This is a genomic window from Murimonas intestini, assembly GCF_024622195.1.
Classification (GTDB): Bacteria; Bacillota; Clostridia; order Lachnospirales; family Lachnospiraceae; genus Murimonas; species Murimonas intestini.
The window spans coordinates 135,500-151,398 of the sequence record NZ_JANKBI010000007.1 but is presented as its reverse complement, the minus strand read 5'-3'; the positions used below and the strand labels follow the sequence as shown (position 1 = coordinate 151,398).

Annotated in this window: 11 protein-coding genes; 10 read left to right on the top strand and 1 reads right to left on the bottom strand. The window is 49.3% G+C overall.

Going from position 1 to position 15,899, the window contains the following annotated elements; all coding sequences use genetic code 11:
- The 8 genes from NSB28_RS12440 to NSB28_RS12405 all read left to right on the top strand — a co-directional run bounded on the left by NSB28_RS12440 (position 1) and on the right by NSB28_RS12405 (position 10,065).
- The gene (locus NSB28_RS12440) at positions 1-894 is read left to right on the top strand and encodes a carbohydrate ABC transporter permease (RefSeq protein WP_109626889.1); all 894 of its coding nucleotides are present in this window, start codon (positions 1-3) and stop codon (positions 892-894) included.
- Positions 895-918: 24 nt separating this feature from the next.
- Positions 919-2,808 (top strand): glycoside hydrolase family 3 protein, encoded by a 1,890-nt coding sequence (locus NSB28_RS12435; RefSeq protein WP_109626888.1) that lies wholly within the window; start codon positions 919-921, stop codon positions 2,806-2,808.
- Positions 2,809-2,899: 91 nt separating this feature from the next.
- Positions 2,900-4,009, top strand: coding sequence for an ABC transporter ATP-binding protein (locus NSB28_RS12430; protein ID WP_109626885.1), 1,110 nt, complete (start codon positions 2,900-2,902; stop codon positions 4,007-4,009).
- Positions 4,010-4,148: 139 nt separating this feature from the next.
- A complete protein-coding gene (locus NSB28_RS12425) occupies positions 4,149-4,388 on the top strand; it encodes a phosphopantetheine-binding protein (RefSeq protein WP_109626884.1) in 240 nt (79 codons plus the stop codon).
- Positions 4,388-5,872 (top strand): AMP-binding protein, encoded by a 1,485-nt coding sequence (locus NSB28_RS12420; RefSeq protein ID WP_109626882.1) that lies wholly within the window; start codon positions 4,388-4,390, stop codon positions 5,870-5,872. The genes NSB28_RS12425 and NSB28_RS12420 overlap by 1 nt, the downstream gene beginning before the upstream one ends.
- Positions 5,853-7,421, top strand: a complete 1,569-nt coding sequence (locus NSB28_RS12415) for an MBOAT family O-acyltransferase (protein WP_109626879.1) — start codon at positions 5,853-5,855, stop codon at positions 7,419-7,421. The genes NSB28_RS12420 and NSB28_RS12415 overlap by 20 nt, the downstream gene beginning before the upstream one ends.
- 56 nt (positions 7,422-7,477) lie before the next feature.
- Positions 7,478-8,542, top strand: a complete 1,065-nt coding sequence (locus tag NSB28_RS12410; protein WP_257497702.1) for a hypothetical protein — start codon at positions 7,478-7,480, stop codon at positions 8,540-8,542.
- 5 nt (positions 8,543-8,547) lie between these two features.
- Positions 8,548-10,065, top strand: a complete 1,518-nt coding sequence (locus NSB28_RS12405; protein WP_257517592.1) for an AMP-binding protein — start codon at positions 8,548-8,550, stop codon at positions 10,063-10,065.
- A 24-nt stretch (positions 10,066-10,089) separates the two neighbouring features.
- Here the strand turns inward: NSB28_RS12405 and NSB28_RS12400 are convergent, their stop codons facing one another.
- On the bottom strand, positions 10,090-11,556 hold the full coding sequence (locus tag NSB28_RS12400) for a response regulator transcription factor (RefSeq protein ID WP_109626872.1): 1,467 nt from the start codon (positions 11,554-11,556) through the stop codon (positions 10,090-10,092).
- A gap of 239 nt (positions 11,557-11,795) precedes the next feature.
- Between NSB28_RS12400 and NSB28_RS12395 the strand changes: the two genes are divergently transcribed.
- Both NSB28_RS12395 and NSB28_RS12390 read left to right on the top strand, forming a co-directional pair.
- Positions 11,796-14,297, top strand: a complete 2,502-nt coding sequence (locus NSB28_RS12395) for a glycoside hydrolase family 3 N-terminal domain-containing protein (RefSeq protein WP_257497701.1) — start codon at positions 11,796-11,798, stop codon at positions 14,295-14,297.
- A 108-nt stretch (positions 14,298-14,405) separates the two neighbouring features.
- Complete coding sequence (locus NSB28_RS12390; protein ID WP_109626868.1) at positions 14,406-15,839, top strand: right-handed parallel beta-helix repeat-containing protein; 1,434 nt, start codon at positions 14,406-14,408, stop codon at positions 15,837-15,839.
- The last annotated feature ends 60 nt before the right edge of the window (positions 15,840-15,899 follow it).

Here is a 15,899-nt window from a genome sequence, read left to right as displayed (position 1 = left end):
ATGCAGAGTAATATGAGTATTGAGCGCTCGAAAGCCGGCCAGGAGGCGCAGACTGTGCGTGTGAAGCCAAAATGGCACATGACGGCGCTGCATGTTGTTTATTACCTTATTATGATTGGATTTCTGATATTCTACATGCTGCCGTTTTGGGGCACTGTAATGACCTCCTTTAAGACAAATAGTGAGGTAATGACTTCCACGCCTATTACACCACCTTCTGTATGGACGCTGGAGGGGTACGCAAGTGCTATGGAGGAACTGGGGCAGCCGCTTCTCACCTCCCTTATGGTTACACTGTTCGGAGCGGCGGGTTCAGTGTTCTTAGGCTCTATCTGTGCCTATGCACTGAGCAAATGGAAATTCAAACTTAACAATGTGTTCTTTGTCGCATTAGTAGCAGCTACTTACCTGCCTTTCCAGGCAATCCTGATTCCGCTGCTGCAGACAATTAATTCACTGGATCTTTACGATAATATTTGGGGGCTGGTGCTGGTACACACGGTATTCGGAATGCCCATGTGTACGGTTATGATGCGAAGTTATTACGCCGATGTGCCTGATGCATTGATTCGCCAGGCAATGATTGACGGCAACGGGATGTGGCAGATTTACCGGAAGATTGTGCTGCCTAACACCATGATTGCCACTATTACGGTGTTCGTATTCCAGTGTACATCTATCTGGAATGAGATGCTCTTTGCACTGGTGCTGGGAGGCTACGATTCCAAGCCGGCTACTATTGCGCTGAATGAGCTGGCAGGTACTATGGCAGCCGAGTTTAATGTGCAGATGGCGGGTTCCCTGATCCTTGCCTTACCGGTGCTTGTGCTCTACATCTTTATGGGAAAATATCTGATTTCCGGACAGATGAGCGGCGCTGTGACGGCATCCTGATGAAAAATTGCGGAGGGTATAATAATGAAACATTCTATTAAAATAGTAACTGCTCTGACAATGGCCGCAGGGCTTGGATTATCCTCTATGCCTGCTGTACAGGCAGAGGAGTCGGCCGCACAGCCCGAATTGGCTGCGCGTGTAAAGAACATTATTGAAGCAGACGGACTTCAGTTTAAGGATTTGAACGATAACGGCCAGTTAGATCCTTATGAGGACTGGAGACTGCCGGCTGAGGAGCGCGCCGACGATCTTCTCAGCAAGATGGATGCAACACAGAAAGCAGCCCAGATGGTGCATCTGACCCTGGTAAGCAGCAAAGAAAGCTGGTTTACCGAGAATAATGTGGGGTTTGCGCTGGTTTATGAGTACATATTTGACAATGCTGCCGAGGCTGCGAAGCGCACCAATGAGATTCAGGAGCTGTCTGAGTCCAGCCCTCTGGGTATTCCGATCATCTTTTCTATGGATACCGAGGCCGGAGCGGCTTTTGTAAGCGATGCGACTTTCCTGCCGGATGAGATTAATCAGGGAGCTGTAAATGACCCTGAACTGGTAACAAAACTAAATACTGTATTAAAGGAAGAGCTGATGGCTGTAGGTGTACGTATGGCGCTTTCACCGGATGCTGATCTGATCACGGATCCCCGCTGGGGCCGCAACCAGGAGTGCTACTCCGAGGACAGCGAGGTGGTACAGAGTTTGATCACAGCTGCTGTCACTGGTCTGCAGGGAGGAAGTGAGCTGACGGGCGAATCTGTCATGGCTACTGTGAAGCATTTCCCGGGTGCCGGCGCACAGACTGATGGTGTGGACGGGACTCCCCTGACTATCCAGGAGGATTCAGAAGAACTGCACCTGGCAGGATTTAAGGCTGCTATAGAGGCAGGCGCTGCCGCAGTGATGCCCTATGGTTATTCTACAGTTCCCTATCTTGGGGGCGATGCAGTTGAAAATTCAGCTGACCAGTCTTCAGCAGTCATGACAGACCTGCTGAGAGGCGAATTAGGCTATACAGGCATTATCCAGACAGACTGGGGCCTCAACTTTACAGGCGCAGCAAATGCAGGTGCAGACATTCTGGGAGGCGCAGGAGTGCGCTCTACCAAACAGCTGGTGGAAGAGGTAGACGAAGAGAGGCTGACAGATGCCTGCCGCCGGATCCTCATTGCAAAATTCCAGCTGGGGATTTTTGAGAATCCTTACGTGGATGAAGACAAGGCAGCAGAAGTCCTGGGAAGCGATGAACACAAAGCGGTAGCAAAGGAAGCTGCTTCAAGATCCTTTACTATGCTGAAATATGAAAATGCCCAGGCACTTGCAGGCCAGAAGGTTGTAGTTGCCGGCAGCCTGGCTCAGGATATCCGTGCGCTGAACAGCGGCTGGACGGCAAAAGAGCCGATTGAGATCCAGGGAACAACTATTTTAGATGCTATCCAGGAAAAGGCCGGAGCTGACAATGTGACATATATTGAAACAGCAGCAGATGTACCTGCGGACCTGACGGGTGTGACTGCCCTGGCGGTAGTTGGTGAAAAGAGCGGCACACACGATCCTGAATGGGGAGCTGATACACTGGAGTTTCCAAAGGAACAGACAGACCTGGTCAATGCCCTGAAAGCCGCAGGCGCAAACGTGGTGGCTGTAGTTGTTATGAACCGCGCTTATGTGATGACACCTGTTGCAGAGGCAGCGGACAGTGTGCTGTTAGTTTACCGTCCGGGTGTAACCTGCGGGGCTGAGGCTGTTGCGGACGCACTCTATGGAGAGACTTCCATTACCGGCAAGCTGCCGTTCCAGATTCCTAAGACAATGGAACAGGTGCTGGAGCAGAGGGAAGATCTGCCAAAAGACATCGATGAACCGCTATATGAGTACGGTTTCGGTATTGATGTGGAATCCTTCGGTGCATAACCGCAGGAATCGCTGCCATTCACAGTTCTGCAAAAACGCAGTTCTGTGGAGGGCAGCCAGAAAAACTCAATAAGAGAGGAAAGGTGACCATATGGCTTCCATTACGATTAAGGATATGAGTGTATCCTACAATAAAGGAAAATCCTATGTGTTGGACAGGTTGAACCTGGACATAAAGGATGGTGAATTTTGTGTATTTCTTGGCCCCTCCGGCTGCGGTAAATCTACAGCCATGCACTGCATAGCAGGCCTTTTACATCCGGCCAACGGCGAGATACGCTTTGGTGATGAAGTAATGACTTCTGTCAACGGCAAGAAAAAAGATAAGACTTTTGTTCCGCCTCAGGAGCGCAATATTGCTATGGTATTTCAGGAGTATGCGCTTTATCCAAATATGACCGTGCGGGGGAACATGTCCTTTGCCCTTAAAACAAAGAAAGCGGCTAAGGAGGAGATTGATAAACGTGTTGATTACATGGCAAAGATGCTCTCCATTGAAAACCTGCTGGACCGCCGTCCGGCAGAGTTATCAGGAGGACAGCGCCAGAGGGTGGCGCTGGGACGCGCTCTGGTGCGTGATCCCCAGGTTTTCCTGCTGGATGAGCCTTTAGGCAATCTGGACGCGAAGCTGCGGGACCAGGTGCGTTATGAACTTAAAAAGATTCAGGAGCAGCTGGGTATCACAACTATCTATGTAACTCACGACCAGACTGAGGCTATGACTATGGCGGATCACATCGTGCTGATGAAGGACGGCCATATCATGCAGCAGGGTACGCCCAACGAACTGTACGATCATCCTGTCAATGAGTTTGTCGCAGGCTTTTTGGGAACACCCCAGATCAATATTTTTCCATGCGATGTCAATGAAGGGATACTGGATGGGGGCGCATTCCGGCTGAAGATCCCAGAGTGCTTTAAAGAATGCCTGGCGCCATATAAAGGAAAGAAAATCGATTTGGGCATCCGCCCTTCAGATTTTGAACTGGCAAAGGATGGCGCAAATGCCATACCGGCCCATGTGGATTCCATTGAACCGCTGGGTGATGCCTATCTGATTTATGTACATGTGGGCGAAAAGGTGATCGTGTTTAAGTATACGGGAGAGAATGCTCCCAAGGAAAAGGAACTGCTGCTCGTGCCAAATATGGCAAAGCTGCACCTGTTCAATCCTAAGACACAGGAACGTATTAATAAATAAATAAATATACCCGCGGCGCGCGTTTAGCACGGACCCGAGCAGCGCGCAGATCAGATACCCCGCAGCAGGCTAGCAAGCTGCGGGGTTTCTGGCTACCGGGAAATTTAAAAAAATTTGTTAGATAGTGGGAGGAAGCCATATGGATGAAAGGAAAGAATTGCTGGAAGTATTGTCCGAAATCCGGGAGGATGTGGATTTTGAGGACGAGACAGAGCTGGTAAGCGGCGGGATAATTGATTCAATTGATTTGACGCAGATTATAGCCGCGCTTGATGAAACCTTTGACGTACATATTACCACCGGAGATATAGAGCCGGAGAACTTTAACAGTGTGGATGCTATGCTGGAACTGATTCACAGCTGTCATATGGAGAGATAATGAGAAATGTATTGGATTGGCTGGATGCAGCTGCTAAAGAGGCGCCGCAGTCAGCAGCTTTTGACCAGCCGGATATGGGGATAACCTGGGGGGAATTTCAGAAGAGGGCGCGGGAGATAGGTTCGTTTATCGCCGGGCGCCTTCCGGCACAGTCACCTGTTCTTATTCTGATGGAAAAAAGTCCTCTGTGCATTGCGGCTATGCTGGGCGCTGTATATGCAAACTGTTTCTATACGCCTGTGGACTCATCTATTCCTGAAGCGAGAATGCAGATGATCGTTTCTGTTCTTCAGCCTGGCATGGTACTGTGCGGCGGCCGTTTTAAAGAAACTGGACTCAGGCTTATGCCGGAAAACACCGTCTGTGTGACAGATGATATTCCTCATCAGATTGATATGCCTGTACTTGTTAAGAGGTCTGAGGAGCATATTGACAATGATCTGCTGTATGTGTTGTTTACAAGTGGCTCCACAGGTGTTCCAAAGGGTGTGGCCATCACCCACCGCAGTGTGATTGACTACATAGAATGGGCCTGTGAGGCTTTGTGCCTGCCTTCTGGCTGCCGGTTTGCCAGTCAGGCTCCGTTTTACTTTGATAATTCGGTACTGGATATATATGCCACTATGCGGATGAAGGGCAGTCTTTACCTGACTCCCAGGGTTGATTTTTTATTTCCTAAGAAGCTTATCAAAACACTGGAACAGGAGAAAATCGATACGGTGTTTTGGGTTCCGTCAGCTCTGACTGCACTTGCCAATTCCGGTGTGCTTACGCCGGGATGTCTGCCGCAGCTTTGCCGGGTGTTCTTCTGTGGTGAAGTTATGCCCTGCCGCACGCTGAATATGTGGAAAAAGGTTCTTCCTGAGGCGGATTATGTGAATATGTACGGGCCTACGGAAATTACGGATGTGTGTACCTGGTACAGGGTAGACCGGGATTTTGCAGATACAGATAATCTGCCTGTGGGCCGCCCGTGCGCCAACACCAGGATACTTTTGATCGACGGAGAAATCTGTGTTGGAGGAACATGCTTGTCTCCCGGTTATTATAATGCACCGGAAAAGACGGCGGAGGCTTTTGTGCAGAATCCGCTCCGGCCACAGATTCCGGAGATAATCTACAGGACCGGCGATATGGGGGAATTAAACGAAAGAGGAGAGTTAATGTTTCTTGGGCGGCGTGATATGCAGATCAAACGAAGCGGATACCGTATTGAGCTGGGCGAGGTAGAGTGTGCGCTGAATTCCTTATCCGGTGTTTTGCTGGGCTGCTGCTATTACGATGCATCACGGGAACGGATTGTAGGAGTCTATACAGGCAGTGCAGATGAAAAAACAGTAAGGCTGGAGATAAAAAAGATTCTGCCAAAGTATATGATTCCGGATGAATGGCATAGGCGGGAATTCCTGCCCAGAACAGGAAGCGGAAAAATAGACCGCCTGCAGGTCAGACGGGAGGTTGAAGATGAATATTCTGTCATTTGAATTCCTGGTTTTCATAATGGCGGTATTGATAGTCTATTATGTGCTGCCGTTAAAATTACGCTGGCTGGCGCTGCTGGCAGGCAGCGCTGTTTTTGTTTCAATGTCCGGCTGGGCAGGTGCTGCGCATATGACGGTGATTGCGCTTTGCGCCTGGCTGGGCGGACTTGCGCTGTCTGCCCTGAAGCAGCGTGAAAAGCAGCTGCGCAAGGGTGGTGATGAAGGCTCCGGGGAGCGTGCTTCTGCCTGTGTAACCCGGCAGAAATTGCTGTTGGCATTCGTTCTCATAATCGATATCGGCGCCATGGTATTCATAAAGTATGAACCGGCCGTGGCAGCCTGGATGAACGGGCTGACGAAGGGGAAACAGATGATCCCCGTGTGGGAGCTGGCAGTGCCGCTGGGGCTGAGCTATTTTACATTCCAGTCAGCCGGCTGGCTGATTGATATCTACCGGGGAAAAGCCCAGGCTCAGCGGAATCCTCTGAAGGCCTGGCTGTTCGTGGGCTATTTCCCCCAACTGGCCCAGGGACCTATCTCCACCTGGAAGGAGCTGGGGGAACAGCTGCTGACGGGACACCGGCTGGAACCGGTACAGTTCGTATCAGGGTTTCAGCTGATGCTGTGGGGATATTTCAAGAAGATGGTTATCGCAGACCGGCTTGCCCCCACCACTGCAGCCCTTCTGGGAGAGACAGGTTCCATGCCGGGATGGATGGTTTTGGGCGGCGTAGTTCTCTACATGCTGCGCTTATATGCTGACTTTTCCGGAGGCATGGATGTAGCGCGCGGCATATCGAGAATGCTGGGTATAGAGCTTCCTGAAAATTTCAGGCGTCCGTTTTTTTCAAAGAGTGTGGCAGAGTACTGGCGCCGCTGGCATATTACATTGGGGGCATGGTTCCGTTCATATCTGATGTATCCACTGACTACCTCCCATGCCGGGATTGCCCTGGGACGCAGGGCGTCTAAGGTATTTGGAAAGAAAACCGGACGTGTGATCCCTACAGCTTTGGCAACGCTTCTGATATTTGTGCTGATTGGAATGTGGCACAGCGCCAACTGGAACGCTTTGGTTTATGGGGCATATTTCGGCCTGGTAATGGCTGCGTCAATCCTGCTTCAGCCTCTTTGGAAAAAAATGAACAGTGCTTTTCACCTCCAGGGAGAAAAAGCAGGCGTAAAAGCGTTTTGCATGGCTCGTACCTGGGTGCTGGTGCTGGCAGCGCAGTTTTTTGCGTTCACGTCCAGCCCCCGGCAAGGGCTGTCTCTGTTAAAGCAGAGCTTTGTTAACTGGGATTTCTCCCATTTTGCAGAACAGATGACGGCAATTATGTCAGTGCGGGAATGGGTGATCGCCGGTATTGCCATGGCTGTATTACTGTTGACGGATATCTTATGTGAACGGGGGATTGACCTGTGCGGCAGGCTCGCTAAGGCGCATATCTGGGTGCGCTGGCCGGTGCTTCTTTTGCTTTTGATGGCAATACTCATATTTGGCATGTATGGTGTGGGATATGACAGCACGGCCTTTATGTATACACAGTTTTGAGAGAGACAGCATCATAATTGAGGCAAGAAAGTTTCATAATGAAGGGAGAAGGCATTATGGAGGAAAAAACAGAAAGCCGGCGCAGAGTATTGGTTTTTTTCTGGCTGCGGCTGGCAGGGTTTGCGGTGATAGCGGCCCTGATGCTGAGCTATGCTACTTATGTGCTGACACCGAAGAGTGATTTTGGAATATGCAGTATGATTAACATGTACCGCCAGCCTGAGGACAGCGTGGATGTGCTGGCGGTGGGGACCAGCCTTACTTATGCAGGGATCAATACAAATGTGCTGTGGTCGGAATTTGGCATTGCTTCCTACAATCTCTGCAGCGCGGAACAGCCCTTCTGGGTCAGCTACTATACCATCAAAGAGGTTTTAAAGACCCAGCATCCCAGAGTGATCCTGCTGGATGCAAAACCTTCTATCTATGAAAGGGATTATACTAAGAGGGGGAGGACGATCCTTTCTACCTACGGTATCCGGGGTCTGGAAAACCGTATGGGAGCCATTATGGCCTGTGTAGAAAAAGATGCGGCAATGGGTTATATCCTGGGGCTTCCTGAGGTACACAGCAATTATGAGCGGGTAAAGTTGAATGATTTTGTATTTCCCCCGGATAACGGCGGGCGCGGCGTGGACTGGAAAGGGTACATTGAGATGGACGAGATTGAGCATCATCAGCGTCCTTCTCTGGTTTTAAACAGTGTCCGGCGGAACATGAACGACAGGGAAGAAGAATACGCCCGGAAAATTTTTGAAATGTGCCGGGACGAGGAAATTGAGCTGATGCTGATTGGCATACCGAACCCTGATTATGCGGTTGACCATATGTATTATAATGCACTGTGGAGCATTGCCGATGAATATGGGATTGGCGGGATTAATTATAACACTCTGGATGAGCGTTTTGGTCTGAGGTTTTCTTCCGATTTTGCCGACTGGCAGCATCTGAACGTAAAGGGCAGCATGACTTTTTCACGAAAACTGGGGGAGGATCTGAAAGAACGGTACGATCTGCCTGACAGGCGCGGTGATGCAGCCTATGTATCCTATGAAAACTGTGCAAAAGACTGGTACGACAAGTATCCTGATTTTAAATCATCAGGGATGAAAGGAATGTGATGAATATGTTATCTAATATGTTAGAATATTTGGAATTAACGGTAAAGCGTGTGCCGGACCGGGTGGCTTTTTATGACGACCAGGAGTCTATGACATTCGCAGAGCTGGAAGATAAGGCCGGGCGGATAGGGACAGCCCTTGCACTGTCAGTGCTTCCGTGTTCTCCTGTGGCGCTTTTAATGGACAGCCGCAGTATAAACAATATTCCGGCCATGTATGGGGTGCTCTGTGCAGGAGGCGCCTATGCGCCTCTGGACATCAGCATGCCGCCAAAACGCCTGGCCCAGCTGCTGGGCCTTCTGGAGCCTAAGATGATCCTGGCAGATGAAAAGGGGGAGAAGGCTCTGGAGGCGCTGGGACAGGTGGAAATTCCTGTACTGAGCTATGACAATGCAGTCCGGACGGAAACAGACCATGAGCTGCTGAAACAGATACGTAAAAGTACCAGTGTCTATGATGCCATGTCCATACTGTATACAAGCGGTTCTACGGGAGTGCCCAAAGGTTCTGTCCAGACACATTTCAGCTATCTGCACTGGACAGAGGCAACAATTGAGGTCTATGGCCTGGATGAGAATGTGGTATTTGGCAATCAGTCTCCATTTTTCTATGCAAATTCTATCATTGACATTTTTCCGCCGATCGCCCTGGGAGCTACCGTTTATCTGCTGCCCTCAGGCGTGCTGACTTTTCCGAAAAAGTTCATCGAATGCCTGAACAGCCACCATGTAACGGAACTGACAATGACTCCATCCAGTTTTGTGGGGGTAGCAAATGCGGGTGTTCTGGATAAGAACTGTCTGCCGGAATTGCGCTATGGCATCATGTCGGGCGAATCCATGCCGTGGGAGCCGCTCAAGGTGTGGATGCAGGCTGCTTCAGGTGCGGATTGGTGGCATTTTTATGGCTCTACAGAGATGTTTTCTGTGGCGGTTGGCAAAGTAGAAGGAGAGCCAAGGCAGGGAGAGCCTTTGGCAGTGGGCAGGCCCTTTTCACAGGTACATATTTTGTTTGTGGATGAAAAGGGAAATGAGGTTGATAATGGAGTGCCCGGAGAGATGCTGGTTTCAAGCCCCTGGATTGCTGCAGGCTATCACCGGGATGCAGGACGGACACAGGAGGCGTGGATCGATGACCCAATGGACAGGGGATGGCATGAACGCTTTTTCAGGGCAGGAGATCTTGGTTATTTCAGGAAGGATGGCCAGCTGGTGGTCACAGGAAGGCGTGACACACAGATTAAGCACATGGGCTACCGAATGGAACTGGGAGAGGTGGAGGCGGCGCTTCGCCGTATACCTGGCTGGCGGGATGGCTGCGTGCTCTTTCATAAGCCAACCGGAAAAATCTGGTGCTTTTTTACCGGAGAATTAAGAGATCAGCAGCTGAAACAGGGTCTGAAGACTCGTTTGGCCAGATATATGCTGCCGGATGTTTTTGTCCATCTGGATGAAATGCCGCATACGGCCAGTCTGAAGCTTGACCGGGCCGCATTGACGGCTATGATGGAAGTGCATGAATAACAGTATAAGGCCAAACTGCAGCTCTTACTCTCCTGTTGTCCATTGAGACGGTGTTTTTCCTGTATATTGGCGGAAGACCTTGGTAAAATAGGAAGAATCTTCATAGCCTACACAGGCGGCCACGTCCCGCAGGAGCAGGTCAGGTTTTTCTAAAAGCAGCTGCATGGCGGCCTCCATGCGGCATTTAGTCAGAAATGCATTGAAAGTAGTGTTGCTGTACTTGCGGAAGAGGCGGCTTAAGTAGGTCTGGGAAATGCCGATTTCATCGCAGACACTTTGCATGCTCAGAGGCTGTACATAGTTTTCCCGGATGTATGATATGGCATAATCGTAAAGCTCTTGTGTTGACATTTTTCTGTCACGCGCTCCGCCGTCTTCAAACAGGATTGAATAAGTTCCATCCATCAGATCTTCATAGGAATTGGTGCAGTGGATCAGATTGTCGAAATCGTGAAGAATTTCATCCAGACGGTTGCAGACCGGCTGGTATACGGCAGCTATCTGGTGTATGATTTGATGTCCCATATGCCAGACCTGCCGCTGTGGTGTATTTGCGTGTTCCCAGGTGAGGGCCAGTGAGGAGAAGTAATCCTTGATCATACGTGTTTTGTCGAAAGATATAAAATAGGTGAGCTGCTTAAGGTCAGAGGCTGGCAGTTTAATTATTTTTGGGGTGGACCCTCCGGTGAACTGCATGATCTGATGTTTGCCTATAATCGTCCTCTGATAGATCATATTGATAGCAGGAGTTATAAAACTTGTGAGTTCTTCTATTGGACGGAGAACAGGTGTATACACGGCGGACCAGGTGGAAAGATTGCCATACATAGTCATATATACGCTCAGCTGAGAGAGGAATTCGTCAACGCCCCTGTCTTCTGCAATCAGGATGCGTTCATCGTCATCCCGGCCACGCAGCACGTAGAAATTTTCGTTAGCAGGCAGAATCAGAGAAGTTGCTCTTAACGACTTAGGCAGTGCCATATCCAGATTTCCCCAGCGTATATAGGCAAAGCGATAGCTGTTTCTGCCATAGAGGCGCTCTACATTCTCTTTGCTGCAGGGCTGTCCGCAGGCAAGGGCCGGAAGAATGGAGGCTGAGAGATCCATGTTTTCAGTCTCGAGCTTTTCCTGGATAGACTGCAGTATGGCGGCCATTTTTGTTACGCTGATTGGTTTGAGCAGATATTCGTCTACTCCGGCCTGGATTGCGCCCTGGGCGTACTCGAATTCACCGTAGCCGCTTATGATGACAATATGTATATTTGGCTGCATTTTACGTGCAGTCTGTGCAAGCTCAATGCCATTCATACCGTGCATACTGATATCTGTCACCAGCAGATCTACCGCCTGCTTTTTTAAAAAATTAAGTGCCAGTTCTCCGCTGGATACCGTCCCCACAACCTTGAAAGCCTGGGAAAAATGCTCAATTATGGAGCTTACAAACCGCAGGGCAGGGAATTCATCGTCTACAATCAGTACGCGATACATGAGTACACACTCCTTTTCATATTTTTTATTAGTATAGCATAGAAAATGAGAAAATTCAGCATAGTACTTATTTTTCTTGTCAATTGTGCCGGATATTTCTATGGTATAGCTGATTGGTTCCAAAAATCATGAACTGAGCATTTGATTTTTATATTTCTTATGTTTTTATTTTTGTACAATGTAAGTATATTTATTAATGTAGAAAGTTTGATTTCTGCAGTAAGGAAGGAGTAATGGATATGAAAAGAAGACCTAAATTATCTTTGATGCTCGTACCCGCTTTATTAATGACTGGGGTGGGGCAGACTGCCTTTGCCGAGGATTCGGCAATCAAGGAGAGCGCATCCGGCTTTTTTTACATTGAAGCTGAGAATGAGCGTCCGCGTCTGAGCGCTGCGTCCGCCGATAAGTTTATTGAGGTGGATGGAGAATGGTTCAAAGACATGAATGGAAATGGTGAACTGGATGCTTACGAAGACTGGCGTCTGAACTCAGAGGAACGTACAGCCGATCTGCTGACTAAGATGAGTCTCCAGCAAAAGACAGGTACTTTATCATTCGGAGGTATTGGAGGCAAGAACGGCATTACCGTGACGGACTTCTCATCTGATGATCTGTCTACCGGACAGACGGGGGTTTCATTTATCAAGCCGGACAGTGAGCAGATGAATAACGACACGGATAGCTACATTACTGTAGACGGTGTGGTATATGCGCCTGTGGCGTACCAGATCAAAAATATGTATGAGACTACTATGATTGCCGCCATGACTGGAATGCCAAAAGACCAGCTGGATGTGCTGAATAAGATCCAGTCCATTGCAGAAGACACCGAACTGGGAATCCCGGTAGTATTCTCCGGAGACCGTACATATAATACCTGGGGCGGTATGATTGATGCTGCGCATTACTCTTTCGGCGTAGCCCGTGACGAAGATCTGCTCTACAATCTGTACAGCGAGTATGCCAAAGAGTCAGTGGCGCTGGGGTATCATCAGGTGTTCCACGGATATGGAAATGAGATTGGCTCCTTCTATGGCGACGATCCGGAGTATATCGCAAAGATGTCAGCCCTGGAAACAAAAGCCTATGAGGACAATGGTTTTAACAGCCATTCCAAGCACTTTATCGCCCGCGGCGGCCGTAACAGCTATGCTAAAGCAAAATCCCCCGCTGACCTGATAGACAGCTGGATGATAGGCTGGAAGGCTGTTGTTGATGCAGGTACTCAGTGGGTTATGACAAATAATGCGGAAGGACGTACACCGGGCCTGCAGGGTTATACAGACAAAGAGACTTATAAACTTCTGCGTGAGGATTTGGGTTATAAAGGCATTATCTGCCTTGACTGGCCGCTGTCTGCTTCCTCTGTGATGAATCTGACAGGAGTGACAACAGACGGAATAGATATCTCTACTTTATCTCTTGGAGAAAGATATACTTTGATTCTGGACGTCGGCATTGATATGTTCAGCTGCTACAGCATGACTCCAGGAGTTGAAATTAACGATGTAGATGAGGCAGTGACTAACTGTTACCATCCGGATGCCATTATCGCTGAGATTGAAGCCGGTAAATATGCGGAAGAAGATCTTGATGTACATGTGGCACGTGTCCTGAAAAATAAATTTGATCTTGGTATTTTCGAAAATCCATACAGGGATTGGGAAGAGGCTCTTGTTGTATTAGGAGATGCAGCAGCTGGTTCTGTAGATACACTTCCTATGAACAACGAGGATATTAATGCTCTCCGCCGTCCGGAGATTACCGAGATGGAAGAGCAGCTGATGGTTGAATCTTCGATTCTTCTTAAAAATGACGGAATCCTGCCGCTCAGTGCAGATCAGAAGGTATTTGTTGACTCTACTTCAGAACTCGGCAAGGAAAAGCTGACGGCTGCTTTTGCAGAGAAAGCTGCTGTTGTGGAAAGTCTGGGCGAAGCAGATGTATGTGTTGTTGAAGTCAGCAGCTTTAACGATACATATGAGCTGATGATTGAGGATGCACAGGATGCAGGCGTGCCTGTAGTGCTTGTATTTGAAGGCACTAATTCTTCTGAGCCTGAATTACAGCAGTTTATGGATGCCAACGCCCTGCTGATGCAGACTTATAATAATACACCTGACCATGGTTCCTCTGTTGGTTCCTTCTACCGTTATGTGACACCTTCTGTTACTGTTGAAATGCTTTATGGTGAGAAAGAGCCTGCCGGAAAGACATTATTTGAACTGGGCTATGACAGTGACGCCAAGACTATTTCATGGGGGGAGCTGCAGGATGACATCGGTGTGGACAATGCAACCCGTCTGTATATGGCTATGATGGCTAAGCAGAATCCTTCTATTGATATGCCTAACAACCTGGGAGATGTTATTGTGACTACTGATTACGGAATCAGCTATTCCAATCCTGCTGATATCCAGCTTAGCCTTTTGACAGTACCGAAAATGGCACAATCTGTAGATGTAGAGGTTTCTGAGGGTTCTACCAGCACACAGGTTTCTGCTGTAAATGTATCTCCAAAAGCCGGAGAACCTTTTGAAATCAGCTTTGTGGCAGAGAATAAGGGTGGTTCAGGGCTGATTACCGTTCAGGTGATGGACGGAGAAACAGTCGCGGCTGAAAAGGTTATCGGCCTGGCTGAAGGTCAGTTCCGTGTTGTTACTATGGATGTTACACTTGAAGCCGGAGAGCATACAATTACGGTAGGTGACATGAGCGAGACGATTGTTGTGGAATGATTTTAGCAGCATTTGTAACTGATTGGCTTGCAGGAGGCGGGGATTGCCCGCCTCCTTTTTTCTCGGAGGAAAGTATCCTGTCCGGGAGATTTATGGGAGAAATATGACATGAAAAAGACGCTTATACTTTTATTTTTTCTCTTTTTTAATATTTGGGTATTGCCAGCCTCAGCGGAAACAATTACAGTGTCTCCGGATGGACTAAGCCTGACGGAAGCGCTGGCACAGTGCTCTGACGGCGATGTGATCGAGCTTTCAGACGGCGTTTACGCCGAACCTGAGGAAGTTTTTCCTGTGACGGTGACAAAGACAGTGACGATCTGCCCGGCGGATGGAGCGCACCCTGTCATAGATGCCCCGGCATTTCAGGCGGCGATACGGGTGGAGGCTGCAGGTGTTAATCTGCAGGGACTGGATATCAGGATGCGCCGGACCGGGATCTATGCCATAGGTGATGATATGACGCTTACGGACTGCCGGATCAGCCTGGCAGATGAAGAGTGGCGTACATCTTCCTGCGGCATGTGGTGCGGAGGTATTTACCGGATGAAGGTTTTAAACTGTACCTTTGAAGGCTGCGGCATTTCGCTTGCCGGACCTCCTCTGTCGGAGCGCAGCCGGGAGCTGCCGGTACTGACCGGCCTGTTTGAGGTGGGAGAGGATGAGGCTTATTTTACCAGTCATACCATAGAAAATTGTACGGTCAACGGTAAACCGTTATTTTATGCAGTATCCCAGGATACGGTGAATGTGCCCGAGGATGCAGGAGAGGTTATCTGCTGCGGCTGCAAGGAAGTCATTGTGAAAAATGCCGATGTCTCAGATGGCAGCATGGGGATGGTGCTGACCTACAATGACAGCGTCACCATAGAAAATTGTAAGGCGGACCGCTGCGGTGTGTTTGGCATTTATGTGGCAAAGTGTGAGGGCGGTACGCTGCGCGCCTGCAGTACAGAGGGCACCAATCATGGATTGGATATCCGGGCCTGCAGGAATTTCGCACTTATTGACTGTGAAGCTAAAGACTGTGACCAGGGACTCTTCTTCTCCCATGTGGAGGACAGTGTAATGACCGGATGTACAGTCAGCGGAACGGGGCAGGGCTATTTCATGGCGGGAGGAAGCCGAAACGCATTGTGGAATTGTGTGGCCCTGGACTGTGAGAACGGCTATAACCTGCAGAAGGAAAATGATGTGGCGATGACGGGCTGTATAGCTGAGGGCTGTACTGTATGCGGCATCCGCCTGGACTGGACACCGACGGTTCTTTCCGGAAATCAGGTGAGGAAAAACTGGGTGGGCGTCATGTGCTATGGCGATGTGGCATTCGAAATCCTGGATAACACCTTTGAGGACAACGAGGCATGCGGGCTTTATCTTCGGGATATAGCAGGCAGCAGATTTATCGGGAACACGATTACCGGCAGCGGCGTCGACAGTGCAGAGGCGCTGGGTACAATGAACGGGAGCCTGTGGACTGCAAATACACTGGATGTGCCTATGACGGCTGAAGAGGGTATAGACTTTAACTATGTGGAGTGATGACGGGCTATTACTGTTCGCAGCCATTGCTCCATATAGTAACGCCGTGTTGGATTTTCC